Raw genomic sequence first — 25,567 nt, forward strand, 5'->3', positions numbered from 1 at the left:
AAATACGCTTGCTGAAACGTTTAATCTAGAATGAATGGCACGTTACTCGATAATGTCCCATCCTTGAAGCTCAACTTGTCGGATGCGTTGCGACAATGGTCACCTGCCTTAATCGGTTAGGATTGACGAAAATGTCGAGGCAATCTCGAAAAAACAAGGAAACAGCGGGTTGAAACTCAGTGATATCGCCCAGTTGGCCGGTGTGTCCGTCACCACCGCCAGCTACGTCATCAATGGCAAGGCCGAACAACAGCGCATCAGCAGCGCCACCGTTGAACGCGTGCGCGCGGTCGTTGAACAACATGGCTTCACGCCTAACCCACAGGCCGCCGGTTTGCGCAGCCGACACACACGCACATTGGGGTTCATTCTGCCGGATCTGGAAAACCCCAGTTACGCGCGCATCGCCAAATTGCTGGAGCAAGGTGCGCGAGCCCGGGGTTATCAGTTGCTGATCGCCAGTTCCGACGATGCACCGGACAGCGAACGGCAATTGCTGCAACTGTTCCGCGCCCGGCGTTGCGACGCGCTGATCGTTGCCAGCTGCCTGCCAGCCGGCGACGACAGCTATCGCCAATTGCAGGCCAAGGGCATCCCGATCATCGCCATCGACCGGGTCATGGAGCCCGAGCATTTCTGTTCGGTGATCAGCGACGACCGCGAGGCCAGCCTGCAACTGACCCGCAGCCTGCTGGAGCCGCTGCCCAGGCAGATCGCATTGATCGGCGCCCGCCCGGAGCTGAGCATCAGCCGGGAACGCGCCGCAGGCTTCAAAGAGGCTCTCGTCGGGTTCAACGGTGAGGTGCTGATCGAAGAAGGTGAGTCCTTCAGCCGCGAGTGCGGTAAACAATTGATGGAAGAGTTGCTGCAACGTCTTGGTCATTTGCCCGAAGCCCTGGTGACCACATCCTATGTGCTGCTTCAGGGCGTGTTCGATGCGCTGCACGACTTCCCGCTGAAAAACCGTCCGCTGCGCCTCGGCACGTTCGGCGACACCCAGTTGCTGGACTTCCTGCCGTTACCGGTCAATGCCATGGCCCAGCAACATCAGCTGATCGCCGACAAGGCCCTGGCGCTGGCCCTGGCGGCCATCGAGCAGTCGGATTACCGGCCCGGCGTGCAAGCCATCGCGCGGACGTTCAAGCAGCGTATTCGCCAGGATTGAACCGTGGAGCTGATCGACACCCACACCCATCTGGATTTTCCGGACTTCGACGCCGACCGCCAGGCGCTGCTGGCCGACAGCCGCGCCCTCGGGGTGCGGCGGATCGTGGTGCTGGGGGTTTATCAGGCCAATTGGCAGCGGGTCTGGGCACTGGTGCAGAGTGCCCCCGACCTGCACGCCGCGTTCGGTTTGCATCCGGTGTACCTGGACGATCATCGACCGCAACACCTGAGCGAGCTCGGTGACTGGCTGACACGCCTGTCCGGCCATCGGCAACTGTGTGCGGTGGGCGAGATCGGCCTGGACTACTTCATCGAAACACTGAATCGAGACCGTCAACAGGCGTTGTTCGAGGCGCAATTGCAACTGGCGGCGGATTTCGATCTGCCGGCATTGATCCATGTGCGGCGTAGCCATGCGGCAGTGATTGCCACGCTCAAACGTTTTCGACTGAAACGGGCCGGCATCATCCACGCCTTCGCCGGCAGCCAGGAAGAGGCCCGCGAATACATCAAGCTCGGTTTCAAGCTCGGCCTTGGCGGCGCCCCGACCTGGCCCCAGGCACTGCGCATGCACCGTGTGCTGGCGCAGTTGCCACTGGATTCAGTAGTGCTTGAAACCGACTCACCGGACATGGCGCCTGCCATGTTCCCCGGCCAGCGCAACAGCCCGGCACACTTGCCGGCGATCTGTGCGGCACTGGCGCAATGGATGGCAATCAGCCCGGAACAACTGGCGGCTGCCAGCACCGCCAACAGCTGCGAAGTGTTCGGCTGGTAATCAGTCGGCGTGAGCCCTGGCGGCTTCCAGGATCAGCGTCAGGTGCTGACGTCGGCGGAAGTAACGGACCGCCGCGAAATACACGAATATGGCAATCAGCGACGCATTCAGCTGCTCGATGACGCTGAGCATTCCTACCCACTCCATCACCAACGCCACCAGCAAGGCGGTGCAGATCATCACCCGAAGGCTGGCGCGCAACAGCGAAAACGAGTCGAGCGACTTGAAGCGCCTGATCTGGTCAGGGCAACGTAACTGAAGGTGTTTCTGGCAGTGGGCACAGGCAAACGTTTCATTGATCGCAATGGCATTGAGTTGCCAGGGTTGAAGCCGCAACGTGCGCTGACAATGCGCACAGCGCCCCTGGACTCCTGTTGTCGCAACAGACATAACCGGTTTTCCTCCTTGCGGTAAGCCCCGTAAATCTTCCTTGATTGAAATCCAGAAGCTAGCGCATGGAGAGAATCAGGAGGACTCCCACTCGGCAAGGGAAAAAGTATTACAAAACATTCTGACAGCACACAAAACCTGTGGGAGCGGGCTTGGCCCTACAGGGTTTCCGGGCAGTCCTTCAGACCCGGAAGGCACTGATCAACTGTTTCAACTCCACGACCTGGGCCGACAACGCCCGGCTGGCATCTTCGGTCTGATGCGCACCTTCAGCGGTGCGTTCACCGGCGCGATTGATCTCGACGATGTTCTGGTCGATGTCGTGGGCCACGGCAGTTTGCTGCTCCACCGCGGCGGCAATCTGCTGGTTCTGGTCGACGATCATGCCGACCGCTCCCAGAATGTTTTCCAGCGCCCGCTGGACCTTCTCCGACTGCCCCACTGTGCCGCTGGCCATTTCATGGCTGGTGCCCATGGCCTTGACCGCCGCGCCGACACCGCCATGGAGCTTGGCGATCATCTGCTCGATTTCTTCGGTCGATTGCTGGGTTCGTTTGGCCAGGGTCCGGACTTCATCGGCCACCACGGCGAAACCACGCCCCTGCTCACCGGCCCTTGCTGCCTCGATGGCGGCATTGAGCGCCAGCAGGTTGGTCTGCTCGGCGATGCTCTTGATCACTTCGAGCACGCGGCTGATGGACTGACTGTCGCTGGCCAGTTGATTGATCACCAGCACCGATTGATCGATCTCGCTGGCCAGCGCGGCAATGCTGCCTTGCTGCGACTCCACCAGACCGCGACCACTGATGGTCTCATCGTTGACACTGTGGGCACTGCTCACTGCCGCCGCAGCACTGCGCGCCACTTCCTGGGAGGTGGCCGACATCTGATTCATGGCCGTGGCCACCTGTTCGATCTGTGTGCGCTGCCCGGCGACGGCCTGGTTGCTTTGCGCGGAAATGTTTTCCACTTGCCCGGCCTGACGCTCGACTTCGCTGACGGTCTGCCCCACCCGCTCGATCAGGTCATGGATTTTTTTCACCGTGCCGTTGAACACCTCGCCCAACTCGCCCAGCTCATCGCGGCTGTGGGCGCTGAAGGTCACGGTCATGTCCCCCGCCGCCACCTTGTCCATCACCGCCCCCAGGCGCTTGAGCGTGGTGCGGGTCGAGGCATAGAAAGCGCCGTAGAGATAAAAGATCAACACAAACACGACCGATAACGCCACCGCCTGCAAGACCATGTGCGTGCGGTTCTGTTCCAGGCGTTGCTGCAACTGCGGGCCCAGATACTTCAGGGTTGCTTCGTTGAGTTGGTAAGTCTGGTCCATCAGGGCGCTGACTTGATCGTAAAACCCTTGCCACGGCGCATCGAGGGTGTCAGCCATGACCACTTGTTCTTCGAACAGCTCGCTGGCCTTCTTCAAGGATGCCCGGCTGCTATCGGCCTGAGCGGCCAAGGTATCGCGCGCGGCTTTGCTGGAACCCAAGGCATCCTGCAACTTCAGGCCATATTCGGCCTGGAGCTTTTCAATCTGCGCCAGCAATTCATCGAAACGGGTACTCGAAGCCGAGTTGATGAACCCCTGCCCCAACGAGTAAGAACCCATTGCCCGCCCCTCGCCCAGGATCTGGGTGACACGCGGCGTGACGAGGGTGATGAGCTCGCTCAACTGGCGCATGTCGCTCTGGTTGTCACGACTCAGGCCCGCCTGGCTGGTGATGAGCTGGCTGAAAATCTGCGCGCTACCCACCAGCTTGCCGATCAAGGCGCTTTTGCTTTGCAGGGAGGTTTCCGATTGCTGGGCCTTGAACGCGGCAACCATTTCATCGCGTTTGCCATCAAACACCGCGACCTGCTCCGGATCGCTGGTCATCGCCGTCAGCCCTTGCAAGCGAGTCAGAATACCCTGCTCGAGGGCGCTGATTTTCGATTCGACATTGCCGGCCTTGCCGGATTGGCCGAGGCTGACATTGATCTGCACCAGGTTGTTCAGGGTTTCCAGATCGCGCCGTAACGTCAGGCTGCTGCCCAACAGGTCGAGACTTTGCAGTTCGATGCGCGTGCCCTGAAATTCGCGGTAGGAGTCACGCACCAGATAGAAGTTGGTCACCAGCATCGGCACCAGGAACAGAACGCTGATCAGGCTGAACTTCATGCCGAAGCTCAGGCGGTTCATCAGTGCGACAGCGGGATAGAGCAAGCTCTTCACTGGATGTCTCCCTTCAATTTTTATTTTTTTTATTGGCAGGCGCAGACCGAGAGCAGATAGCCACTATTCGGCGCTATCTCTGTATAACTTAAATCGGCAGGAGGTTTTGTAACTTAAGGTTAACGACAGGGCGACGCACTTCGGACAAGTGATCACCCTGTGGCGAGGGAAACTGCTCTGACTACAGCCCTATGACAGGACCGTCCACAGCGCAAACCCGGCATACCAGAGCACCGCGGCACGCAGCAGCAGGTCCCAGATACGGTCCAGGTTGTTGATACCTTCTGCGCCGGCCACCGGTGCCGGAATTTCACCGGCCACCAGCCCGACTTTCTCGATCAATTGCGCGGCGCTGATGTTCCAGTTCAGCAGCTCATGCAACATGACCCGACTGACCGCGACAAAATTGCCGACCAACGCCAGGCTCGCCGCCAGCAGACGCACCGGCACCCAGTCGAAGGCATGACGCAGTTGCCCGGCGCGTTCGACCACCGCAGGGGTTTTCCCGTGCTCTTCGGCCAGCGCCAGCAGCCGATAGCTCAGCGCCGCGACGGGCCCCAGCAGGAAGTACCAGAAAATCACCGCGAAAAAGCTGTGGTACGCCTCCCACAGCAAATGCCCTTCGACCTGTTCCAGCAGTTGCTCGCCACTGTCTGCGCAAATATCCAGATCGCGCTTGGCGACATGGGCCGCTGCTTGCAGGTCCTCCCGACGCCAGGCATCGCGGAACGGCCCGAGATCGCCCAGCAGATCACCGCGCCCCAGGCTGTAGATCACGACCAGCAAATGGATCGGCAACGCCAGCAACCCGTAGGCCACCGGCTCGATGACAACCAGCAGCAAACCCAGCAACGCCACCGGCAACAAGACCATCACCGACAACACCAGCCATGGCCGGTCCGAAAGTCGCGGGCTGGCCTCAAGCCTGTTCAGCTTGTGGGTCCATCCACTGTCGCGCTGAACGCGATGGCGCAAGGCCGAAAACTTCTCGATCCATACCGCCAACAGCAACACCAGAAAACTCATTGCCCTTCCTCTTGTGCCAGTGCGGCCCGATAACGTGCCCAGTCGAACGCAGGCCCCGGATCGGTCTTGCGCCCGGGGGCAATGTCGCTATGCCCGCAGATGCGTTGTGCGGTGATGCCCGTGAAGGCGCTTTGCAACTGCCGGGTCAGGGCCGTCAACGTCTCATATTGGGCATCGGTGAACGGTAGATCATCCGTGCCTTCCAGTTCGATGCCCACGGAAAAATCGTTACAGGTTTCCCGCCCCTCGAAACACGAGACGCCGGCGTGCCAGGCGCGCTCAAGACAAGAGACAAACTGAGTGACGGTGCCGTCACGTTCAACCAGAAAGTGCGCTGAAACCCGCAGGTCGGCGATCCCTGCAAAGTAGGGATGTTCCGTGACATCCAGACGATTCTGGAAAAACTCCTGCACCTTGCCGGTCTGAAATTGCGCGGGCGGCAGACTGATGTTGTGGATCACCAGCAGGGAGATCTCGCCCTCCGGGCGCGCATTGAAGTTGGGTGAAGGGCATAAACGCACACCCTGACACCAACCACTCGCGGGGTCCAACTTCATACCGACTCCTTCAACGTCGACTGTGTTGGCACAGTATGCCGCGATAATCCATCAGGGCGCGATCACTTGCCGCGTTTAAGGCGCTTGAGGTTGCCGATCTGAAACAGGCGTTTGTTCGGAATCTACGGCCAACGCCGACAACGTCAGGGATTCGACCAAATGCAGGCACCAGCGCCAACGTAACGTGCTGATGCCTTGGGTTGGTCGCTGACATGGCCCTATAATCGAGCCACTTTGTTTGTGGAGTCCGTTATGCCGAATCTACGTCTCGCCGATCTGACCGCTGAAATCGAAGCCAACGTGCGCCGTGCGTTGCGTGAAGACATCGGCAGCGGCGACATCACCGCGCAGTTGATCCCGGCCGAACGCCTGGCCAAAGCCACCATCATTACCCGCGACGCAGCCGTCATCAGCGGCACCGCCTGGGTAGATGCCGTGTTTCGGCAGCTGGACCCACGGGTGGCGGTGCACTGGCAAGTTGCCGACGGTGAACGGGTGACGCCCAATCAGGTGCTGTTCCACCTCGAAGGCCCTGCGCGCTCACTGCTGACCGGCGAACGCAGCGCCCTGAACTTCCTGCAATTGCTCTCCGGCGTGGCAACCCGTGCGCAATACTTGGCAGACTTCGTGGCCGAGACTCAGGTCAAGCTGCTCGACACCCGCAAAACGCTGCCGGGGCTGCGCCTGGCGCAAAAGTACGCAGTGACCTGCGGCGGTTGCCACAACCACCGCATTGGCCTGTATGACGCCTTCCTGATCAAGGAAAACCACATCGCCGCCAGCGGCGGCATCGCGCAGGCGATTGCCGCCGCGCACAAGATCGCCCCGGGCAAACCGGTCGAGATTGAAGTGGAAAGCCTGGATGAACTGAAAGAAGCACTGGCAGCCGGTGCCGACATCATCATGCTCGACGAACTGAGCCTGGACGACATGCGCGAAGCCGTGCGCCTGAATGCCGGCAAAGCCAAACTGGAAGCCAGCGGCGGGATCAACGAAAGTACGTTGCTGCCGATTGCACAGACCGGGGTGGATTACATTTCGATCGGTGCAATGACCAAGGATGTGAAGGCGGTCGATCTGTCGATGCGCCTGAGTATCTGAGAAGCAAAGCTATCCTGTAGGAGCCCGGCTTGCCGGCGAAAGCGTCCTTGAAATCGCCATCGCCGGCAAGCCGGGCTCCTACAAAAGCGGCTTGGCAGGTATGTTGCTCAAACCACCAGATTGTTCATCTCGCAGTACTCTTCCCACTCGACGCCCAGCACTTCGGCCGCTTCTTTATGCAGCTTCAGGCGCTCAACCTCGTACTCTTCCGGGGTGGAGGTGTACTTGAGCGTCAACTCCCACGGCTGTAGGCCCTGGGCTTCCGCCTCATCCTCGAACGCCCACTGGATCTGGTCTTTCTGATCATCGGGACTCAAGTCCTTGATCTCGTCCATCAGCTCGGGAGCATCCAGCACGTACTTCTTCAGTGCTTCTTCGTGTCGGGCTTCCTGGGTCATCTCTTTAACGGTCATGTTGTTCTCGCTGATCTGGGGAATGGAAGATGGATCTGGATCATCAAGGATCTCTCTGACGCAGAAGAACCGCTTGTAGTCCGGTCTGTCTGGCCTTCAGAACCATTCGGGATCATCTGAAAACTGCTGGGCGAAGCTCATGCAGGCTCCGAATATAGGATGTTTGTCGGACGATTTACACGACTCTTTACATCTACCTACAAAAAGTTGTGCACACGATGTGCTGATGGTGACGGGAACATAAATTCAAATCCCCAGTCATAGCGATGTGCCATACCGGCACTTCACAAGGAACCTCAGTGATGCGCAGCTTTTCGAAGTTTTCGTCTGTTCTGTCCGCAACGGTGATGACAACCTTGCTGGGGGCCCTGGCGCTGCCGGTAACCGCACTGGCCAGTGTTGAATTGAGTAGCGGCTATACGTCCTCTGGCGACAAGTTCACGGTCATTCACAATGAATACGGCAAAGAGGTACTCATCAGAAGCGAATACAGCGTCGACGATCTGAAAGAAATGCAGGAGACGATCAACAATCAGACCCGGCAGATCGAAGAGCTCAAGCGCAGCAGTGGTTCCAGCTCAAGCTCCAGCAGCAAGGAAATCGACGAACTCAAGCGCACGGTGGCCGAACAGGAGCGCGACATCAACAACCTCGGCAAGCAGGTTGAAGAACTCAAACGCAATAGCGGCTCCAGCTCCAGTTCAAACAGCAGCGAGATTTCCAGCCTGAAGCGGGAAGTCAGCGATCAGGACCGCGAACTCGATAACCTCAAGCGTACTGTCGAGGAGTTGAGCAGAAAGGTGAAATAACCGAGGGGATCTGGTGCCCGAGACAGGAATCGAACCTGCGACCTTCGCGTTACGAGTGCGCTGCTCTACCGGCTGAGCTACACGGGCTGTGGGCTAAACCTAGCATCGCTTATGAGTTGCCGCAATTAACAGTGGCACAAAAAAGGTCCCTCTACCGGGACCCTTTTTTATTACGCAATGGTTTGGAGGTCACTTCATTTTCGACTCGGACGCGGTCTCGTGTAGGAGCTGGCTTGCCAGCGATTGTCGTTAACGATAACGCGTACGGACTGAATAAACGCGGCGCGCTTGAGGGCATCGCCAGCAATCGAGCGTCGACCGGCCGTTCCTACAGTTTCCCGGGATTGCGTGAAGAACCCCAAAAAAAACCCCACCGTTTTCACGGCAGGGCTTTTTTTACAACGTTGAAGCAGTCAGGCGTGGGGCGTGATTAAACGCCCGAAGCCTTGGCCGCTGCTACGTCTTTGATGGACAGTTTGATACGGCCGCGGTTGTCCACGTCCAGTACCAGCACTTCCACTTCCTGGCCTTCTTTGAGGATATCGGTCACTTTCTCAACGCGAGCATCGCTCAGCATGGAGATGTGAACCAGACCGTCCTTGCCCGGCAGGATGTTGACGAATGCGCCGAAGTCGACGATGCGCTCAACCTTGCCCACGTAGATCTTGCCGATTTCGGCTTCAGCGGTGATACCCAGAACGCGCTGACGTGCTGCTTCAGCCGCTTCCTTGGTTTCGCCGAAGATCTTGATCGAACCGTCGTCTTCGATATCGATCGAAGCCTTGGTTTCTTCGCAGATCGCACGGATGGTCGCGCCACCTTTACCGATGACATCACGGATTTTGTCGGTGTCGATTTTCATCGCGATCATGGTCGGAGCGTTGGCCGACAGTTCGGTACGCGACTGGCCAATGATCTGGTTCATCTGGCCGAGGATGTTCAGGCGCGCTTCCAGGGCTTGGCCCAGAGCGATTTCCATGATCTCTTCGGTGATGCCCTTGATCTTGATGTCCATCTGCAGCGCGGTGACGCCTTTGGCGGTACCGGCTACCTTGAAGTCCATGTCGCCCAGGTGGTCTTCGTCACCCAGGATGTCGGTCAGGACGGCGAATTTCTCGCCTTCTTTAACCAGACCCATGGCGATACCGGCAACCGGCGCCTTCATCGGCACACCAGCGTCCATCAGTGCCAGGGAAGCACCGCAAACGGAAGCCATCGAGCTCGAGCCGTTGGATTCGGTGATTTCCGACACAACACGGATGGTGTACGGGAACACGTCAGCGGCAGGCAGCATGGCCTGAACCGAACGACGGGCCAGACGGCCGTGACCGATTTCGCGACGACCAGCGCCACCCATGCGACCACACTCGCCCACCGAGAACGGAGGGAAGTTGTAGTGCAGCATGAACGGGTCTTTTTTCTCGCCTTCCAGGGTGTCCAGCAGCTGTGCGTCACGGGCAGTGCCCAGCGTCGCGACTACCAGAGCCTGGGTTTCGCCACGGGTGAACAGGGCCGAACCGTGGGTTTTTGGCAGAACGCCGACTTCGATGTTCAGCGGACGCACGGTGCGAGTGTCGCGACCGTCGATACGTGGCTTGCCGTTTACGATGTTTTCGCGAACGGTGCGGTATTCGATTTCGCCGAAAGCCGCTTTGACGTCAGCAGCGGAAGGCTGGCCTTCTTCACCGGACAGCTTGGCAACGACCTGATCTTTCAGCTCACCCAGGCGAGCGTAACGGTCGGCCTTGACGGTGATGGTGTAAGCCTGGGAGATCGCTTCGCCGAACTCGGCACGGATGGCGCCCAGCAGTTCGGTGGCTTCGGCTTGTGGAGCCCAGGTCCAGGTTGGCTTGGCAGCTTCTGCAGCCAGCTCCTTGACGGCCTGGATCACGGCCTGGAACTCGTCGTGGGCGAACAGTACGGCGCCCAGCATCTGGTCTTCGGTCAGCTCTTTGGCTTCCGATTCAACCATCAGAACGGCTTCCGAAGTACCAGCGACGACCATGTCCAGGCTCGAAGCAGCCAGTTGCTCGTAAGTCGGGTTCAGCAGGTAGCCGGTGCTTTCGTGGAACGCAACGCGGGCAGCGCCGATCGGGCCATCGAAAGGAATGCCGGAGATGGCCAGGGCAGCCGAGGTACCGATCATCGCAGCGATGTCCGGATCGGTCTTCTTGCTGGTGGAAACGACGGTGCAGACAACCTGCACTTCGTTCATGAAGCCTTCAGGGAACAGCGGACGGATCGGACGGTCGATCAGTCGGGAAGTCAGGGTTTCTTTCTCGGAAGGACGGCCTTCGCGCTTGAAGAAACCGCCAGGGATCTTACCGGCAGCGTAAGTCTTTTCCTGGTAGTGAACAGACAGAGGGAAGAAGCCCTTGCCTGGATCGGCTTGCTTGGCACCGACTACGGTCACCAATACGCTGACGTCGTCGTCAACGGTGACCAATACTGCGCCGGAGGCCTGACGGGCGATACGGCCAGTCTCGAGGGTAACGGTCGACTGACCGAACTGGAATTTTTTGATTACCGGGTTCACGGTGTCCTACCTTCTTTGTGGCTCTTGGGGGAACTGGTTTCTTGCGAAATTCTTGGGCAACGCCGGGAATCGACCCGACCGGTTGTCCGGAGTACACTCACACAGGTAAAGCAGGTATCCAGATAAAACTTGAGGCTGGAAGCCTGCCATGCGCTGGCGGGAAACCCGCTGACGCACGACAGACAACCAACCTCTAGCGCAATCGCTTATTAGCGACGCAGACCCAGGCGAGCGATCAGAGCGCTGTAACGGCTCACGTCCTTGCCTTTCAGGTAGTCCAGCAGCTTACGACGCTGGTTAACCATGCGGATCAGACCACGACGGGAGTGGTGGTCTTTACCGTTGGCCTTGAAGTGACCTTGCAGTTTGTTGATGTTGGCGGTCAGCAGTGCAACTTGCACTTCTGGCGAACCAGTGTCACCAACGGCTTGCTGGTAGTCAGCAACGATTTGAGCTTTTTCTTGAACGTCGAGAGCCATGAGGCAATCCTTTTATCAGGAAACTGTTTCAGAAAAACAGTTTCAACAGGCCAGGGACAAATCCCTGTATCTATAAATGAGTAGTGACCGTGCCTGTTGACAGCCACACTCGCCGGCCTGCTGTTACACAGACCGGTTTCCGGTCATTCTGACCGAATCAGTCGACGTGGCGCGATACGCCCGTCTTCGCTCACTTCACCGATACCGATGAAGCGACCATTGTGATCCTGTACCCGCACCATGCCGAACTTCGGAGCATCCGGGGCACGTACCGGCTGGCCGTTGAGCCAGTAGAACGCGCTCGCTTCCGAGAACTGCAACAGTGGCCAATCCAGCAGGCCGCTGTCCGATGGCATCAGGAAGCGATCGACCGCTTCGTTGCCGCCTTCGGCATGTACCGCTTCCAGCTCTTCCAGGGTAACCGTCTGCGCCAGGGTGAATGGCCCGGCCTGGGTACGTCGTAGTTCAGCAACGTAAGCGCCACAACCGAGTTGCTCACCGATATCCTCCACCAGGGTACGGATATAGGTGCCTTTGCTGCAATCCACCGCCAGCCGCGCAGTATCACCTTCGAAGGCCAGCAATTCCAAGCGCGTAATAGTAACAGAACGCGGTTCGCGCTCCACTACTTCGCCTGCACGAGCCAGCTTGTACAGCGGCTGGCCATCACGCTTGAGTGCCGAGTACATCGGCGGTATCTGACTGATTTGCCCACGAAATTTCGGCAGAACAGCCTCGATGTCGGCGCGACCAACGGTCACCGGGCGCTCCTGCAAAACTTCACCTTCGGCATCTGCCGTGGTGGTCGTCTTGCCCAGCTGCGCCAGGGTTTCATAACCCTTGTCGGAATCGAGCAGGTACTGCGAGAACTTGGTCGCCTCGCCGAAGCACAACGGCAAAACGCCGGAGGCCAGGGGATCGAGACTGCCGGTATGACCTGCCTTTTCGGCGTTCAGCAACCAGCGAACCTTCTGCAAGGCCGCGTTGGAGGTAAACCCCAGCGGCTTGTCGAGCAGGATAATGCCGCTGACGTTACGACGGATACGTTTGACCTGAGCCACCGATTACTCCTTGGTGTCTTCGGCTTCTGCCGCAACCGGATGCTGATTGTCTTCAGCCACTGCGCGCTCGATCAGTGCCGACAGATGCGCACCACGCACGACGCTTTCGTCGTAGTGGAAGTGCAGCTGTGGAACGCTGCGCAGCTTCATCTCGCGAGCCAGCTGCATGCGCAGGAAACCGGCGGCAGAGTTCAGCACCTTGATGCTTTGTGCGATTTCTTCGGCGCTGTCCTGCCCCATCACGGTGATGAAGATCTTGGCGTGACCGACGTCACGGCTGACTTCCACTGCGGTAATGGTGACCAGGCCGACGCGCGGGTCTTTGACTTCACGACGGATCAGTTGTGCCAGCTCACGCTGCATCTGATCGCCGATACGCTGGGTACGGCTGTATTCTTTTGCCATGTATTGTTACCTGTTACTGCCCCACGGTGAAACCCGTGAGGTCTGAAAGCGGCAAACGCCCGGCCTGACAAAAGCCAGACCGGGCGTTGCGTTTAGAGTCCTGATGACGAGCTGCGCACTTGCATGCGGCTACCCGTCACGGCTCTTGAAGTGCGCGAGTCAGAGGCTGCGAGCAACCTGCACCTTCTCGAAGACTTCGATCTTGTCACCGACCTTGACGTCGTTGTAGCTCTTCACGCCGATACCGCATTCCATGCCGGCACGTACTTCGGAAGCGTCATCCTTGAAGCGACGCAGGGATTCCAGCTCGCCTTCGAAGATAACGATGTCTTCACGCAGTACACGGATTGGACGGTTACGGTGAACGACACCCTCGATCACCATGCAACCTGCGATCGCGCCAAACTTCGGCGAACGGAACACGTCACGCACTTCGGCGATACCCAGAATGTTCTCGCGAACATCGCTGCCGAGCATACCGGTCAGGGCTTTCTTGACGTCTTCGATGATGTCGTAGATCACGTTGTAGTAACGCATGTCCAGGCCTTCCTGCTCGACGATCTTGCGCGCGCCGGCATCGGCACGCACGTTGAAGCCGAACAGTACAGCGTTGGAGGCCAGTGCCAGGTTGGCATCGGACTCGGTGATACCACCGACGCCGCCACCGACCACACGCACTTGCACTTCGTCGTTACCCAGGCCATTCAAGGCACCGTTCAACGCTTCCAGCGAACCACGGACGTCGGATTTGAGGACGATGTTGAGCGTCTTCTTCTCTTCCTGGCCCATGCTTTCGAAGATGTTTTCCAGCTTGCCGGCGTGAGCGCGAGCCAGTTTGACTTCGCGGAACTTGCCTTGACGGAACAGAGCCACTTCACGGGCTTTCTTCTCGTCGGCAACCACGCTCATCTCGTCGCCAGCGTCCGGGGTACCGTCCAGGCCGAGGATCTCGACAGGGATGGCCGGACCGGCTTCCTTGATTGGCTTGCCGTTCTCGTCGAGCATGGCGCGAACGCGGCCATAGTTCGAACCGACCAGGACCATGTCGCCCTGACGCAGGGTACCGTCCTGAACCAGAACGGTGGCCACCGGGCCGCGGCCCTTGTCGAGACGGGATTCAACTACCACACCACGGCCAGGAGCCGACGGAGTTGCAGTCAGTTCCAGGACCTCGGCTTGCAGCAGTACCGCTTCGAGCAGCTCGTCGACGCCAGTACCCATTTTTGCCGAGACCGGTACGAATGGCGTGTCACCACCCCACTCTTCCGACGTCACGCCGTGTACCGACAGTTCGCTACGGATGCGATCGAGGTCAGCACCTGGCTTGTCGATCTTGTTCACAGCGACAACCAGCGGAACGCCAGCAGCCTGAGCGTGCTGAACAGCTTCGATGGTTTGCGGCATCACGCCGTCGTCCGCTGCAACCACCAGGATCACGATGTCGGTCGCCTTGGCACCACGGGCACGCATCGCGGTAAACGCGGCGTGACCAGGGGTGTCGAGGAACGTCACCATGCCACGGTCGGTTTCAACGTGGTACGCACCGATGTGCTGGGTGATACCACCGGCTTCGCCAGCAGCAACCTTGGCACGACGGATGTAGTCGAGCAGGGAAGTCTTACCGTGGTCAACGTGGCCCATTACGGTCACGACCGGCGCACGGGAAACCGCTTCACCTTCAAACTTCAGGGACTCGGCCAGGGAATCTTCCAGGGCGGTGTCGCTGACCAGGGTCACTTTGTGGCCCAGCTCTTCGGCAACCAGCTGGGCAGTTTCCTGATCCAGTACCTGGTTGATGGTCGCAGGGGTACCCAGCTTGAACATGAACTTGATGATTTCAGCAGCCTTGACCGACATCTGCTGAGCGAGATCGCCAACAGTGATGGTCTCGCCGATCTTCACTTCGCGCACGACAGGGCCGGTTGGGCTCTGGAAACCGTGGGCGTTGCGCTTCTTCAGCTTGGCCTTGCCGCGACCACCACGACGGAAGCCATCGCTTTCTTCGTCGGTAGTACGTGGGGCAACGCGTGGCGCAGGCGCCTTTTCCTTGACCGAAGCACGATGCGGAGCGTTTTTGCGCTCGCCATCGCCGCCACCGCGACGATTGTTGTCGTCGGCACGTGGCTTGTCCGGACGACGCTGTTCGTCGCGCTTGCGAGTGTCCGCTGCAGGAGCCGGGGCAGCCGCAACAACCGGAGCGCTTTCGCGCACAGGCTCGGCAACCGCAACAGGCGCTGCAACAGCTTCAACAGGAGCGGTCGACGCAGCAGCAGGCTGGCGACGCGCTTCTTCTTCGGCGCGGCGCTTGGCTTCTTCTTCAGCCTTCTGACGTGCAGCATTTTCTACTGCGCGACGTTCATCCAGTTCACGCTTGCGCTCGGCTTCGATTTCTTCCGGGCTGCGCTGTACGAAGACTTTCTTCTTGCGTACTTCAACGCTGATGCTTTTGCTGCCAGCAACACGCAGGGTGCTGGTGGTTTTACGCTGCAGCGTAATCTTGCGTGGTTCTTCCACTTTCGCCTTGTGACTGCTTTTCAAGTGAGTCAGCAACGATTGCTTCTCACTGTCAGTCACACTTTCTTCGGCGGCGGTGTGCGGCAGACCTGCCTCACGCATCTGCTGCAACAGGCGCTCTACCGGTGTTTTGACCTCATCGGCCAGTTGTTTCACCGTGACTTGCGTCATGCACTTCTCTCCTCAGGCCGCGCCTAATTACTCGAACCAGTGGGCTCGGGCGGCCATGATCAACTTGCCGGCACGATCATCGTCAATGCCGTCGATGTCGAGCAGGTCGTCAATAGACTGCTCGGCCAGGTCTTCGCGGGTAATTACGCCGCGCACCGCCAGTTCCATCGCCAAATCCTTGTCCATACCCTCAAGCGAGAGCAGGTCTTCGGCCGGATGGGCGTCTGCCAGCTTTTCCTCAGTAGCGATGGCTTTGGTCAACAAGCGATCCTTGGCACGAGCGCGAAGCTCGTTGACGATTTCCTCGTCAAAGCCGTCGATGTTGAGCATTTCTTCCAACGGTACGTAGGCAATCTCTTCCAGGCTGGTGAAGCCTTCATCAACCAGCACCTGAGCCAGTTCTTCGTCGACTTCCAGCTCGTCGATGAAGTTGCGCAGGATGTCGCCGGTTTCTGCTTGCTGCTTAGCCTGGATGTCCGATTCGGTCATCACGTTCAGGGTCCAGCCAGTCAACTGGCTGGCCAGACGCACGTTCTGACCACCGCGACCGATGGCCTGAGCCAGATTGTCTGCGCCAACGGCGATGTCCATTGCGTGGGCATCTTCGTCAACGATAATTGCCGCAACCTCGGCCGGGGACATGGCGTTGATCACGAACTGAGCCGGGTTGTCGTCCCACAGAACGATGTCAACACGCTCACCACCCAACTCACCCGACACTGCCTGGACGCGCGAACCGCGCATACCGATGCAAGCGCCTTGCGGGTCGATGCGTTTGTCCTTGGAGCGAACGGCGATCTTGGCGCGCGAACCCGGATCACGGGACGCAGCCATCACTTCGATCAGGCCTTCGGCAATTTCCGGCACTTCGATGCGGAACAACTCGATCAGCATTTCCGGCGCGGTACGCGACAGGATCAGCTGCGGGCCGCGGTTCTCGGTGCGGATTTCCTTGAGCAGCGCACGCAGGCGCACGCCAACCCGGAAAGTTTCGCGAGAAATGATGTCTTCACGGGCCAGCAACGCCTCAGCGTTGTTGCCCAGATCAACGATCACGTTGTCGCGGGTGACTTTTTTCACGGTGCCGGAGATGATTTCACCCAGGCGCTCACGGTAAGCGTCAACAACCTGAGCGCGCTCGGCTTCGCGAACTTTCTGCACGATGACTTGCTTGGCAGTCTGTGCAGCAATGCGGCCGAACTCGATGGACTCGATTTTCTCTTCGACGACGTCACCGACCTTGGCGCCAGGGTGCGTTTCAGCAACCTTGCTCGGCCAGGTTTCGATGGCCGGATCGTCCAGGTCTGCTTCTTCGACGACCGTCCAGCGACGGAATGTCTCGTATGCACCCGTGTGGCGATTGATTTCCACACGCAGATCAACTTCGTCTTCGAAACGCTTTTTGGTTGCAGTGGCCAAGGCCAGCTCCAGCGCTTCAAAAATAACGTTTGCCGGTACACCTTTTTCGTTGGATACCGACTCAACAACCAGCAGTACTTCTTTGCTCATCGTACGCCTCGCCTTTCGCAAGCCATTGGATCCGCGGGATCCGCAGTATCTGGCACGCCTCAGTCAAAACTGGGAATAATGTTGGCCTTGTCGATCATATCGATCGGCAACAGGAACTCATGGTCTTCTACCTGCACCACGACATCCTGCTCTTCTACGCCGCGCAGAAGGCCCTGAAAGTTGCGTCGTCCTTCAAAAGGCGAGCGCAACTTGATCTTCACTTGTTCACCGGCAAATTTTGCAAACTGCTCAAGAGTGAACAGCGGGCGTTCCATGCCAGGCGAGGAAACTTCAAGGGTGTATTCAACGGAGATTGGATCTTCAACATCCAGAACACCGCTGATCTGACGGCTGACGATGGCGCAATCGTCCACCAGCACGCCGCCCTCTTTATCGATATAAACGCGCAACATCGAGTGACGACCCTGGGCCGAAAACTCAATACCCCAGCATTCATAGCCTAGGGCCACGACCACCGGGGCCAGCAAGGCCTGCAACTCTTCTAGCTTGCTCGACACCTGAACCCCCTAGTGCATGTATGTGCATGCTATGCAAAATAAAAAAATGGGCTAAACGCCCATCCTTGAAACGCCGTTGAACAGCGGCGTTGAAAGTGTCCAGCTAACAAAAAGCCCCTTAAAAGGGGCTCCTTAAACTGGTTGCGGGGGCCGGATTTGAACCGACGACCTTCGGGTTATGAGCCCGACGAGCTACCAGACTGCTCCACCCCGCGACAAAGCTGGGGCGGAAGTATACGACCGATCCCCTACAGGGTCAATGTAACCTTCCACCTGCAAGAAAGCCCGCAACAGCGGGCTCTCCTGACTAATTGGTACCGAGAAGGGGACTCGAACCCCTACACCCTATGGGCACAACCACCTCAAGGTTGCGTGTCTACCAATTCCACCACCTCGGCAATACTACGTTTGAAACCCTTCTTACTTCTGCTCTTGAGCTGGAGGCACGTCAGTCGCTGGAGTAGCCGACTTTTGCTCTTGAAGCACCGGGGCATCATCAGAAGCCGGTTGTTGCTTTGGAACTTCCAGTACCGCTGGATTTGGCAGACCTGCTTGAGTCAGCTGGTGAGCCTTCTCTTTAGCAAAGTAACCTAACCCCAAGCTGGTCATGAAAAAACCTGCGGCAAGTATAGCAGTAAACTTACTAAGAAAGGTAGAGGAACCTTGGCTTCCGAACACAGTATTTGATGCACCTGCTCCGAAAGACGCGCCAGCGTCCGCACCTTTACCCTGCTGCAGCAAAACCAGAGCTACTACGCCCAATGCACCCAGCAGATGAAAAACGACTACGACTGTTTCCAGCATTTTTTCAGTTTCCCGCGGCGCGACAAATCGCACCGAACTCATCTGCATTCAGGGAAGCCCCACCAATGAGGCCCCCATCGATATCCGGCATGCCGAACAGTTCGACCGCATTGGCCGCCTTCACGCTGCCGCCGTATAGAAGCCGCACACCTTGCGCGACTTCAGAATTCTCTGCCGCCAACTGGGCGCGAATGGCTGCATGCACATCCTGCGCCTGTTGTGGCGTTGCAGTCAGCCCGGTGCCAATGGCCCAGACCGGCTCGTAAGCGATCACTGCCTTGGCAAAGGCACCGACACCCAGCTCCTCAATGATACTGCCCAGCTGACGCGAGACAACCTCAAGAGTCTTTCCGGCTTCACGCTGCTCAAGGGTTTCCCCTATGCACAACACCGGAATCAAGCCACATGCCTGTGCCGCTGCGAACTTGCGGATCAGCATTCCGTCCTGCTCGCCCATGATCTGGCGGCGTTCGGAGTGCCCGACAAGCACCAGGGAACAACCTGCATCCACCAACTGACTCGGTGCAACTTCACCGGTCAACGCACCTTGCCCGGATTCCACCGCAGAATTCTGCGCGCCGACCGAAATCGACTTTCCTTCCAGGCCATCAATCACTTGATTGATATGCAGGCAAGGCGGGAATACCGCGACATCAACACTGCCCGGCAAGGCCAGGTCACGAAGGCCGTTGATCAGCTCAGCGACGCTGGCGCGGGTACCGTGCATCTTCCAGTTACCAGCTACCATAGGGCGACGCATGCTGTACCTCGTCGGTCAAAGTGGGCGCAGATGTTACCCAACACAATCATGGCTGGCAAGCCGAATTCAGGCAGAAACTTCAGTAACCAGTTTTGCCAGCTCTTCGGCATAGCCACGAACCTGTGCTTCGTCTTCGCCCTCGACCATCACGCGCACCAGCGGCTCGGTCCCGGACTTGCGCAACAGCACACGCCCCCGACCCGCCATGGCCTTGGTCACACGCTCGCTGGCTTCCTTGACCGACGGATGTTCGAGAGGGCTTGCGCCGCCACCGAAACGCACATTGATCAGCACTTGCGGGCACTTGCGCAGCGCCTGCCGGGTCTGCGCCAGGCTTTCCTCACGCGTGCGCAACGCGATCAACACCTGCAGCGCGGCAATGATTGCATCACCCGTGGTGGTGTGGCTGAAGCACACGATGTGCCCGGAGTTTTCACCACCCACGATCCAGTTGCGCTCCAACAGCTCGGCAATGACATAGCGGTCACCGACATTGGCACGCACAAGTGGAATGCCCAGATCGGCCAGGGCCAGTTCCAGCCCCAGGTTACTCATCAGGGTTCCGACCACGCCGCCCTGCAGCTTGCCGCGCTCATGCAGATCACGGGCAATGATGAACAGCAATTCGTCGCCATCCACCACTGCTCCCGTGTGATCGACCATCTGAACGCGGTCACCATCACCATCGAAGGCAATACCCAGGTCGGCCTGCTCAGCCACGACGGCAGCCTGCAGCGGCCCCATATGGGTCGAACCGCAATTGTCGTTGATGTTCAATCCATTCGGTTGCGCAGACAGCACAACGACTTCGGCACCCAACTCGCGGAACACACTCGGTGCGACTTTGTAAGTCGCACCGTGAGCGCAATCGAGCACGATTTTCAAGCCGGTGAAGCTGGTGCCGGTCGGCACGCTGCTCTTGCAGAATTCGATATAGCGCCCTGACGCGTCGTTGATTCGCGACACCTTGCCGATCTTGCTCGATTCCACCACGGTCATTGGCGTATCGAGCAATTCTTCGATCATCAGCTCGACTTCATCCGGAAGCTTGGTGCCTTTGCCGGAGAAGAACTTGATGCCGTTGTCATCATGCGGATTGTGCGACGCACTGATCACGATGCCAGCCTCGGCATGGAAGGTGCGGGTCAGATAGGCAATCGCCGGGGTCGGCATCGGACCAAGGAGCATTACATCGGCACCTGCGGAGGTAAGCCCCGCCTCCAGCGCAGACTCGAACATGTAGCCGGAGATCCGGGTGTCCTTGCCTACCAGGACCTTGCAGGCGCCCATCTTGCGGAACGCCATACCTGCAGCCCAGCCGAGCTTGAGCATGAAATCAGGAGTAATCGGGTATTCCCCGACACGCCCACGAATACCATCGGTGCCAAAATATTTTTTGCTCATAGGTGCTCCATCATTCTTATTCGGCTGATTCCACTGCGGCGATCATCCGCACCACATCCACTGTCTCGGCTACATCATGGACGCGCAATATACGCGCACCTTTCGCCGAAGCCAGTGCCGCGAGTGCCAAACCACCATACAGCCGGTCTCCCACCTGTCGATTCAACGCCTGACCAATCATGCTCTTTCGCGAGACCCCGACCAACAAGGGCCGCCCCAAGGCATGCAAGGCATCCATATGCTTGAACAAACTCAGATTGTGCTGCAAGGTTTTGGCGAAGCCAAAGCCGGGATCAAGAATGATCCGCTCAGCTGCAATACCCGCCAATGAGCATTGGACCATGCGCTCGGCGAGAAACTCACCGACTTCCCTTGTAACGTCCTGATACTGTGGATTGTCCTGCATATCGCCGGGCTCTCCCAGCATATGCATCAGGCAAACAGGGAGCCCAGTGGCCGCTGCAGCATCCAGTGCACCGTCGCGACGCAACGAACGCACATCATTGATCAACCCGGCACCCAGACGCGCAGTTTCACGCATGACGGCTGGCGTGGAGGTGTCGACCGAGATGATGACGTCAAGCTCGCGACCGATGCGCTCGACAATGGGCGCTACGCGCTCCAGCTCCTCCAGCGGCGACACCGCCCTGGCACCAGGGCGGGTGGATTCGCCGCCGACATCGATCAGCGTCGCGCCAGCCGCCACCATGGCTTCGGCATGGCGCATCGCCGCGTCGAGCTGGCTGTATTGGCCACCATCGGAGAAAGAATCAGGAGTGACATTGAGAATACCCATGACGTGCGTCTGGGCCAAATCAAGAACCCGGTTGCCGCAAGGCAACCGGGTCGAGGACTGAACAGAAGTCATTTCAAACCTTATACGTCAGCAGCAGGACCACCGATCGGTGTTTCCGGACGCTCATCCTGCACCACCGGAGGCGTACCGGAAGTACCCGTGCCACCCGACCAGTCGCGCGGCTCGCGAGGTGTACGGCCCGCCATGATGTCGTCGATCTGCTCGGCATCGATCGTTTCGTACTTCATCAAGGCATCGGCCATCGCATCGAGCTTGTCACGGTTGTCCGTGAGAATCTGCTTCGCCGTGCCATAGCACTGATCGATGATGCTGCGCACTTCGGAGTCGATCAGCTTGGCTGTCTCACCAGAGAAGCTTGCATTCTGACCGCCACCACCGCGACCGAGGAACACTTCACCCTCTTCTTCGGCGTACATCAACGGACCGAGTTTTTCCGAAAGGCCCCACTTGGTCACCATGTTCCGCGCAATCTGGCTGGCACGCATGATGTCGTTGGAAGCACCAGTGGTCACGCCATCGAAGCCCAGGGTCATTTCTTCCGCGATACGACCGCCGTACAGCGAGCAGATCTGGCTGATCAATGCACGCTTGGACAGGCTGTAACGATCCTCTTCCGGCAGGAACATGGTTACACCCAGCGCACGACCGCGCGGGATGATCGACACCTTGTACACCGGATCATGCTCAGGCACGACACGACCCACAATGGCGTGGCCCGCTTCGTGATAAGCCGTGTTCTGTTTTTCCTTCTCGGACATGACCATGGATTTGCGCTCGGCGCCCATCATGATCTTGTCTTTCGCCAGTTCGAATTCCTTCATCTCGACGATGCGCTTGCCGGCACGGGCAGCGAACAACGACGCCTCGTTGACCAGGTTGGCCAGGTCAGCACCGGAGAAGCCTGGAGTACCACGAGCGATCACGGCCGGAGCAACGTCGTCGCCCATTGGCACTTTGCGCATGTGAACCTTGAGAATCTGTTCGCGACCACGAATGTCTGGCAAACCAACCACAACCTGACGGTCGAAACGGCCTGGACGCAGCAACGCAGGGTCCAGTACATCGGGACGGTTGGTTGCAGCAATCACGATGATGCCGTCATTCATTTCGAAGCCATCCATCTCGACCAGCAATTGGTTGAGAGTCTGTTCGCGCTCGTCGTGACCACCACCCATGCCAGCACCACGATGGCGACCGACCGCATCGATTTCGTCGATGAAGATGATGCACGGAGCGTGTTTCTTGGCCTGTTCGAACATGTCGCGAACACGGCTGGCACCCACACCGACGAACATTTCGACGAAGTCGGAGCCGGAAATGGTGAAGAACGGTACTTTGGCTTCGCCAGCGATGGCCTTGGCCAGCAAGGTTTTACCGGTACCCGGAGGACCAACCATCAGCACGCCGCGAGGAATGCGGCCGCCCAGGCGCTGGAATTTGCCCGGATCGCGCAGGAACTCGACCAGCTCACCAACTTCTTCCTTGGCTTCGTCGCAACCGGCAACGTCAGCCAGGGTCGTTTTCACCTGATCTTCGGAGAGCAGGCGCGCCTTGCTTTTACCGAAGCTCATCGGCCCGCCCTTGCCACCCGCACCGCCCTGCATCTGCCGCATGAAGAACATGAACACGGCGATAATCACGAGGATCGGGAAGCTGGCAACCAGAAGCTGAGTCCAGATGCTTTGCTGTTCAGGCTGCTTGCCTTCAACCACGACGTGGTTATCCACCAGGTCGCCGATCAGGCCGTTGTCCTGGATCGCAGGACGAATGGTCTTGAAGCTGTCGCCATCGTTGCGTTTGCCGGTAATCACGTAGCCATCAACCGCCACGCGCTCGACCTTGCCATCCTTGACCTGCTGGATGAAGTCGGAATAGTTGAGGGTCTGCGGCTCGTTAGGGCTGGAGAAGTTGTTCATCACCGTCACCAGGACAGCCGCGATGATCAACCACAGGATCAAATTCTTTGCCATATCGTTCAATTAACTACCCTCTGAAGCAAGCTCCGCTACTGGCGCGCGCTTCGCATGATATTCACCGGCCTAACTTACTACATTACCTACGACTTGGCAGGCGCCGTCTGTAACCCTTTGTGAAACACTTCCTACACAATATTCGCTAATTCTGACAAGGCGTAATACAAAAATCCTATCACCCCGATCGAAAACTCACTCAACCCTCACTGCGTCCGCGGAAACCACGGCCCAGCAGGTACTGCTCGCGAGAACGGTCGCGCGACGAGGTCGGCTTGCGCATCTGCACCTTCTCGAACTGCTGGCGAACGCTCTTGTGGAACTCGTCGAAGCCTTCGCCCTGGAAGATCTTGATCAAAAAATCACCACCGGGCTTGAGCACCCGAGTCGAGAGATCCAGTGCCAACTCGCACAGGAACATTGCTCGCGGCATGTCTACGGCTGGTAATCCACTCATATTGGGGGCCATGTCGGAAATCACAAGGTCTACTTCCTTATTTCCGACGGCCTCGAGGATCTGAGCCAGCACGGCATCCTCGGTAAAGTCGCCCTGAATGAAGGTCACGTCCGGGATGCTGTCCATTTCCAGAATGTCAGAAGCGATCAGCGTCCCCTGCCCACCAATCAGACGACTGGTCACCTGGGACCACCCACCGGGGGCCGCACCAAGGTCGATTACGCTCATGCCCGGACGGATCAGCCGGTCCTTTTCCTGGATCTCCAGCAGCTTGTAGCTGGCACGGGAACGGTACCCGTCTTTTTGTGCCATTTTGACGAATGGGTCGTTGAAATGTTCTTTCAGCCAGTTAAGGCTTGTCTTGGAACGGGCCACGGGATACCTCGGAAATAAAACGGGTCGTGATTAACTGGGCGGTCCCGGACTCGCTCGGGTAAACTGGCCGCCGCTTTTTACAAGATCAGACGCAGGGGTCAGATTATGCCGCTCACTCAAGAGCAGAAGAAACAGTACAAATCCATTGGCCACCATCTGAAACCAGTATTGATTGTGGCAGACAATGGTTTGACTGAAGGTGTGTTAGCCGAACTCGAACGCGCTTTGGCGGATCACGAGCTGATCAAGATCAAGCTCAACATCCTCGATCGCGAATCGCGCCTGGCGTCCATTGCAGAGCTCTGCAAGGTCGGCAAAGCGGATCTGGTTCAGGTCATCGGCAAGATGGCACTGATCTACCGCAAGAACTTCAGCGTCAACAAGCAGCTGTCGAACGTCCATCGCTTCAAGTGATGGCAAGGGTCAAGGGTGTGCTTCGCGCACCCCGCCACTCCACCCCGGCACCGGTTGCAGCACCAGCACCACTCCGGTAAAGCCCAGAACAAGATAGCTGAACGCCTGCCAACGCACGGCATCCGGCCAGCCAAAACGCACCGCGAAGTACATCGCGCACGCGCACAGCGCCATCAACAACAGTTGCCCGCGAATATCCCGCCATAGACTGACAAGACCCTCGGCCTTAATCAGCACCAAAGCCTGAAAAATCAAACACGCCGTGGCGAACCCCACTATCAACGCATTGAGCGTGCCTGCGATTTCGTCGATCAGTAGCGGCGCCAGGCCAATTCGCCCCAGCACCGGCAACAGACCGATTTGCAACAGCCACAAGCCGCCGACCCACAACATCTGGGTCAGCTGCCAAAGCATGGCGCCCGCACGAAGCGGGCGCCGGCCTTCAGATGTGGCGAACTTCGACAATCTCGTACTCGATAACGCCGCCAGGCGTCTTGACTGCAACCACATCACCCTCTTCCTTGGCAATCAAGGCGCGGGCAATCGGCGAGCCGACAGAGATCTTGCCGAGCTTGATGTCAGCCTCGTCCTCACCAACGATCTGGTAAGTCACGCTTTCATCGGTTTCGACGTTGGCGATTTCGACGGTTGTGCCGAAAATCACCTTGCCGGAGTGAGGAATGGTCGTCACATCGATGATCACCGCATTCTGCATGCGGCCTTCGATATCACGGATCCGCGCCTCGACCATACCCTGCTGCTCACGGGCAGCGTGGTATTCGGCGTTTTCCTTCAAGTCACCCAACTCGCGGGCCGTACCGATGTCCTGGCTGAGCTTCGGACGGACGACCTTGGTCAGGTGAATGTGCTCTTCTTCCAGGGCGCGAGCGCCCTGAACAGTCATTGGGTACTTCGTTATG

Annotated in this window: 25 protein-coding genes and 3 tRNA genes; 5 read left to right on the forward strand and 23 right to left on the reverse strand. The window is 58.3% G+C overall.

Annotation, left to right across the window (positions count from 1 at the left end; genetic code table 11):
• Positions 1-169: 169 nt before the first annotated feature.
• Positions 170-1,165 carry a catabolite repressor/activator gene (gene cra, locus PMI31_RS14280; RefSeq protein ID WP_008018770.1) on the forward strand — a complete coding sequence of 332 codons (996 nt, stop codon included), beginning with the start codon at positions 170-172 and terminating at the stop codon, positions 1,163-1,165.
• 3 nt (positions 1,166-1,168) lie between these two features.
• Positions 1,169-1,945, forward strand: a complete 777-nt coding sequence (locus PMI31_RS14285; RefSeq protein WP_008018771.1) for a TatD family hydrolase — start codon at positions 1,169-1,171, stop codon at positions 1,943-1,945.
• Here the strand turns inward: PMI31_RS14285 and PMI31_RS14290 are convergent, their stop codons facing one another.
• The 4 genes from PMI31_RS14290 to ampD form a co-directional block, all read right to left on the reverse strand.
• Positions 1,946-2,335 (reverse strand): hypothetical protein, encoded by a 390-nt coding sequence (locus PMI31_RS14290; protein WP_008018772.1) that lies wholly within the window; start codon positions 2,333-2,335, stop codon positions 1,946-1,948.
• Between the two features lie 181 nt (positions 2,336-2,516).
• Complete coding sequence (locus PMI31_RS14295) at positions 2,517-4,547, reverse strand: methyl-accepting chemotaxis protein (RefSeq protein ID WP_008018773.1); 2,031 nt, start codon at positions 4,545-4,547, stop codon at positions 2,517-2,519.
• A gap of 189 nt (positions 4,548-4,736) precedes the next feature.
• The gene (gene ampE, locus PMI31_RS14300) at positions 4,737-5,573 is read right to left on the reverse strand and encodes a regulatory signaling modulator protein AmpE (protein ID WP_008018774.1); all 837 of its coding nucleotides are present in this window, start codon (positions 5,571-5,573) and stop codon (positions 4,737-4,739) included.
• Positions 5,570-6,130, reverse strand: a complete 561-nt coding sequence (ampD, locus tag PMI31_RS14305; RefSeq protein ID WP_008018775.1) for a 1,6-anhydro-N-acetylmuramyl-L-alanine amidase AmpD — start codon at positions 6,128-6,130, stop codon at positions 5,570-5,572. Before ampD ends, ampE begins: the two co-directional genes overlap by 4 nt.
• A gap of 252 nt (positions 6,131-6,382) precedes the next feature.
• Between ampD and nadC the strand changes: the two genes are divergently transcribed.
• Complete coding sequence (nadC, locus tag PMI31_RS14310; RefSeq protein ID WP_008018776.1) at positions 6,383-7,231, forward strand: carboxylating nicotinate-nucleotide diphosphorylase; 849 nt, start codon at positions 6,383-6,385, stop codon at positions 7,229-7,231.
• A 107-nt stretch (positions 7,232-7,338) separates the two neighbouring features.
• On the opposite strand, the gene PMI31_RS14315 is transcribed toward nadC, so the two are convergent.
• On the reverse strand, positions 7,339-7,644 hold the full coding sequence (locus PMI31_RS14315) for a DUF6388 family protein (protein WP_008018777.1): 306 nt from the start codon (positions 7,642-7,644) through the stop codon (positions 7,339-7,341).
• A 302-nt stretch (positions 7,645-7,946) separates the two neighbouring features.
• Here PMI31_RS14315 and PMI31_RS14320 point away from each other — a divergent pair, with 302 nt between their 5' ends.
• The gene (locus tag PMI31_RS14320) at positions 7,947-8,453 is read left to right on the forward strand and encodes a hypothetical protein (RefSeq protein ID WP_008018778.1); all 507 of its coding nucleotides are present in this window, start codon (positions 7,947-7,949) and stop codon (positions 8,451-8,453) included.
• A gap of 11 nt (positions 8,454-8,464) precedes the next feature.
• On the opposite strand, the gene PMI31_RS14325 is transcribed toward PMI31_RS14320, so the two are convergent.
• The 16 genes from PMI31_RS14325 to rlmE form a co-directional block, all read right to left on the reverse strand.
• Positions 8,465-8,540: transfer RNA gene (locus PMI31_RS14325), tRNA-Thr, on the reverse strand.
• A gap of 343 nt (positions 8,541-8,883) precedes the next feature.
• Entirely contained in the window at positions 8,884-10,989 is a 2,106-nt protein-coding gene (pnp, locus tag PMI31_RS14330) for a polyribonucleotide nucleotidyltransferase (protein ID WP_008018779.1), read from the reverse strand.
• 209 nt (positions 10,990-11,198) lie between these two features.
• A complete protein-coding gene (gene rpsO, locus PMI31_RS14335; RefSeq protein ID WP_011332409.1) occupies positions 11,199-11,468 on the reverse strand; it encodes a 30S ribosomal protein S15 in 270 nt (89 codons plus the stop codon).
• 143 nt (positions 11,469-11,611) lie between these two features.
• Positions 11,612-12,529: a tRNA pseudouridine(55) synthase TruB gene (gene truB, locus PMI31_RS14340; RefSeq protein WP_008018780.1), complete on the reverse strand. Its 918-nt coding sequence runs from the start codon at positions 12,527-12,529 to the stop codon at positions 11,612-11,614.
• Positions 12,530-12,532: 3 nt separating this feature from the next.
• Positions 12,533-12,934, reverse strand: a complete 402-nt coding sequence (gene rbfA / locus PMI31_RS14345) for a 30S ribosome-binding factor RbfA (protein WP_007973108.1) — start codon at positions 12,932-12,934, stop codon at positions 12,533-12,535.
• A gap of 159 nt (positions 12,935-13,093) precedes the next feature.
• Entirely contained in the window at positions 13,094-15,619 is a 2,526-nt protein-coding gene (infB, locus tag PMI31_RS14350; protein ID WP_008018781.1) for a translation initiation factor IF-2, read from the reverse strand.
• Between the two features lie 27 nt (positions 15,620-15,646).
• The gene (gene nusA, locus PMI31_RS14355) at positions 15,647-17,128 is read right to left on the reverse strand and encodes a transcription termination factor NusA (protein WP_007988680.1); all 1,482 of its coding nucleotides are present in this window, start codon (positions 17,126-17,128) and stop codon (positions 15,647-15,649) included.
• 59 nt (positions 17,129-17,187) lie between these two features.
• A complete protein-coding gene (rimP, locus tag PMI31_RS14360) occupies positions 17,188-17,646 on the reverse strand; it encodes a ribosome maturation factor RimP (protein WP_007973115.1) in 459 nt (152 codons plus the stop codon).
• Between the two features lie 138 nt (positions 17,647-17,784).
• Positions 17,785-17,861 (reverse strand) — tRNA-Met (locus PMI31_RS14365).
• A 97-nt stretch (positions 17,862-17,958) separates the two neighbouring features.
• A tRNA-Leu gene (locus PMI31_RS14370) sits at positions 17,959-18,044 on the reverse strand.
• Between the two features lie 22 nt (positions 18,045-18,066).
• Positions 18,067-18,450 carry a preprotein translocase subunit SecG gene (gene secG / locus PMI31_RS14375; RefSeq protein WP_043302381.1) on the reverse strand — a complete coding sequence of 128 codons (384 nt, stop codon included), beginning with the start codon at positions 18,448-18,450 and terminating at the stop codon, positions 18,067-18,069.
• A gap of 4 nt (positions 18,451-18,454) precedes the next feature.
• Positions 18,455-19,210 (reverse strand): triose-phosphate isomerase, encoded by a 756-nt coding sequence (gene tpiA / locus PMI31_RS14380; protein ID WP_008018782.1) that lies wholly within the window; start codon positions 19,208-19,210, stop codon positions 18,455-18,457.
• A gap of 66 nt (positions 19,211-19,276) precedes the next feature.
• Entirely contained in the window at positions 19,277-20,614 is a 1,338-nt protein-coding gene (glmM, locus tag PMI31_RS14385; RefSeq protein WP_008018783.1) for a phosphoglucosamine mutase, read from the reverse strand.
• 16 nt (positions 20,615-20,630) lie between these two features.
• A complete protein-coding gene (gene folP, locus PMI31_RS14390; protein ID WP_008018784.1) occupies positions 20,631-21,482 on the reverse strand; it encodes a dihydropteroate synthase in 852 nt (283 codons plus the stop codon).
• 8 nt (positions 21,483-21,490) lie between these two features.
• Positions 21,491-23,401: an ATP-dependent zinc metalloprotease FtsH gene (gene ftsH / locus PMI31_RS14395; protein ID WP_033047686.1), complete on the reverse strand. Its 1,911-nt coding sequence runs from the start codon at positions 23,399-23,401 to the stop codon at positions 21,491-21,493.
• Positions 23,402-23,600: 199 nt separating this feature from the next.
• Positions 23,601-24,233: a 23S rRNA (uridine(2552)-2'-O)-methyltransferase RlmE gene (rlmE, locus tag PMI31_RS14400; RefSeq protein ID WP_008018785.1), complete on the reverse strand. Its 633-nt coding sequence runs from the start codon at positions 24,231-24,233 to the stop codon at positions 23,601-23,603.
• Positions 24,234-24,338: 105 nt separating this feature from the next.
• On the opposite strand from rlmE, the gene PMI31_RS14405 reads away from it, so the two are divergent.
• Positions 24,339-24,647: a YhbY family RNA-binding protein gene (locus tag PMI31_RS14405; protein WP_007942889.1), complete on the forward strand. Its 309-nt coding sequence runs from the start codon at positions 24,339-24,341 to the stop codon at positions 24,645-24,647.
• Between the two features lie 9 nt (positions 24,648-24,656).
• Here the strand turns inward: PMI31_RS14405 and PMI31_RS14410 are convergent, their stop codons facing one another.
• The gene (locus PMI31_RS14410) at positions 24,657-25,061 is read right to left on the reverse strand and encodes a hypothetical protein (protein ID WP_008018786.1); all 405 of its coding nucleotides are present in this window, start codon (positions 25,059-25,061) and stop codon (positions 24,657-24,659) included.
• 28 nt (positions 25,062-25,089) lie between these two features.
• Positions 25,090-25,566, reverse strand: a complete 477-nt coding sequence (gene greA / locus PMI31_RS14415) for a transcription elongation factor GreA (protein WP_043302388.1) — start codon at positions 25,564-25,566, stop codon at positions 25,090-25,092.
• Position 25,567: the final 1 nt, after the last annotated feature.

It is taken from the genome of Pseudomonas sp. GM55, from assembly GCF_000282395.1.
Classification (GTDB): domain Bacteria; phylum Pseudomonadota; class Gammaproteobacteria; order Pseudomonadales; family Pseudomonadaceae; genus Aquipseudomonas; species Aquipseudomonas fluorescens_CC.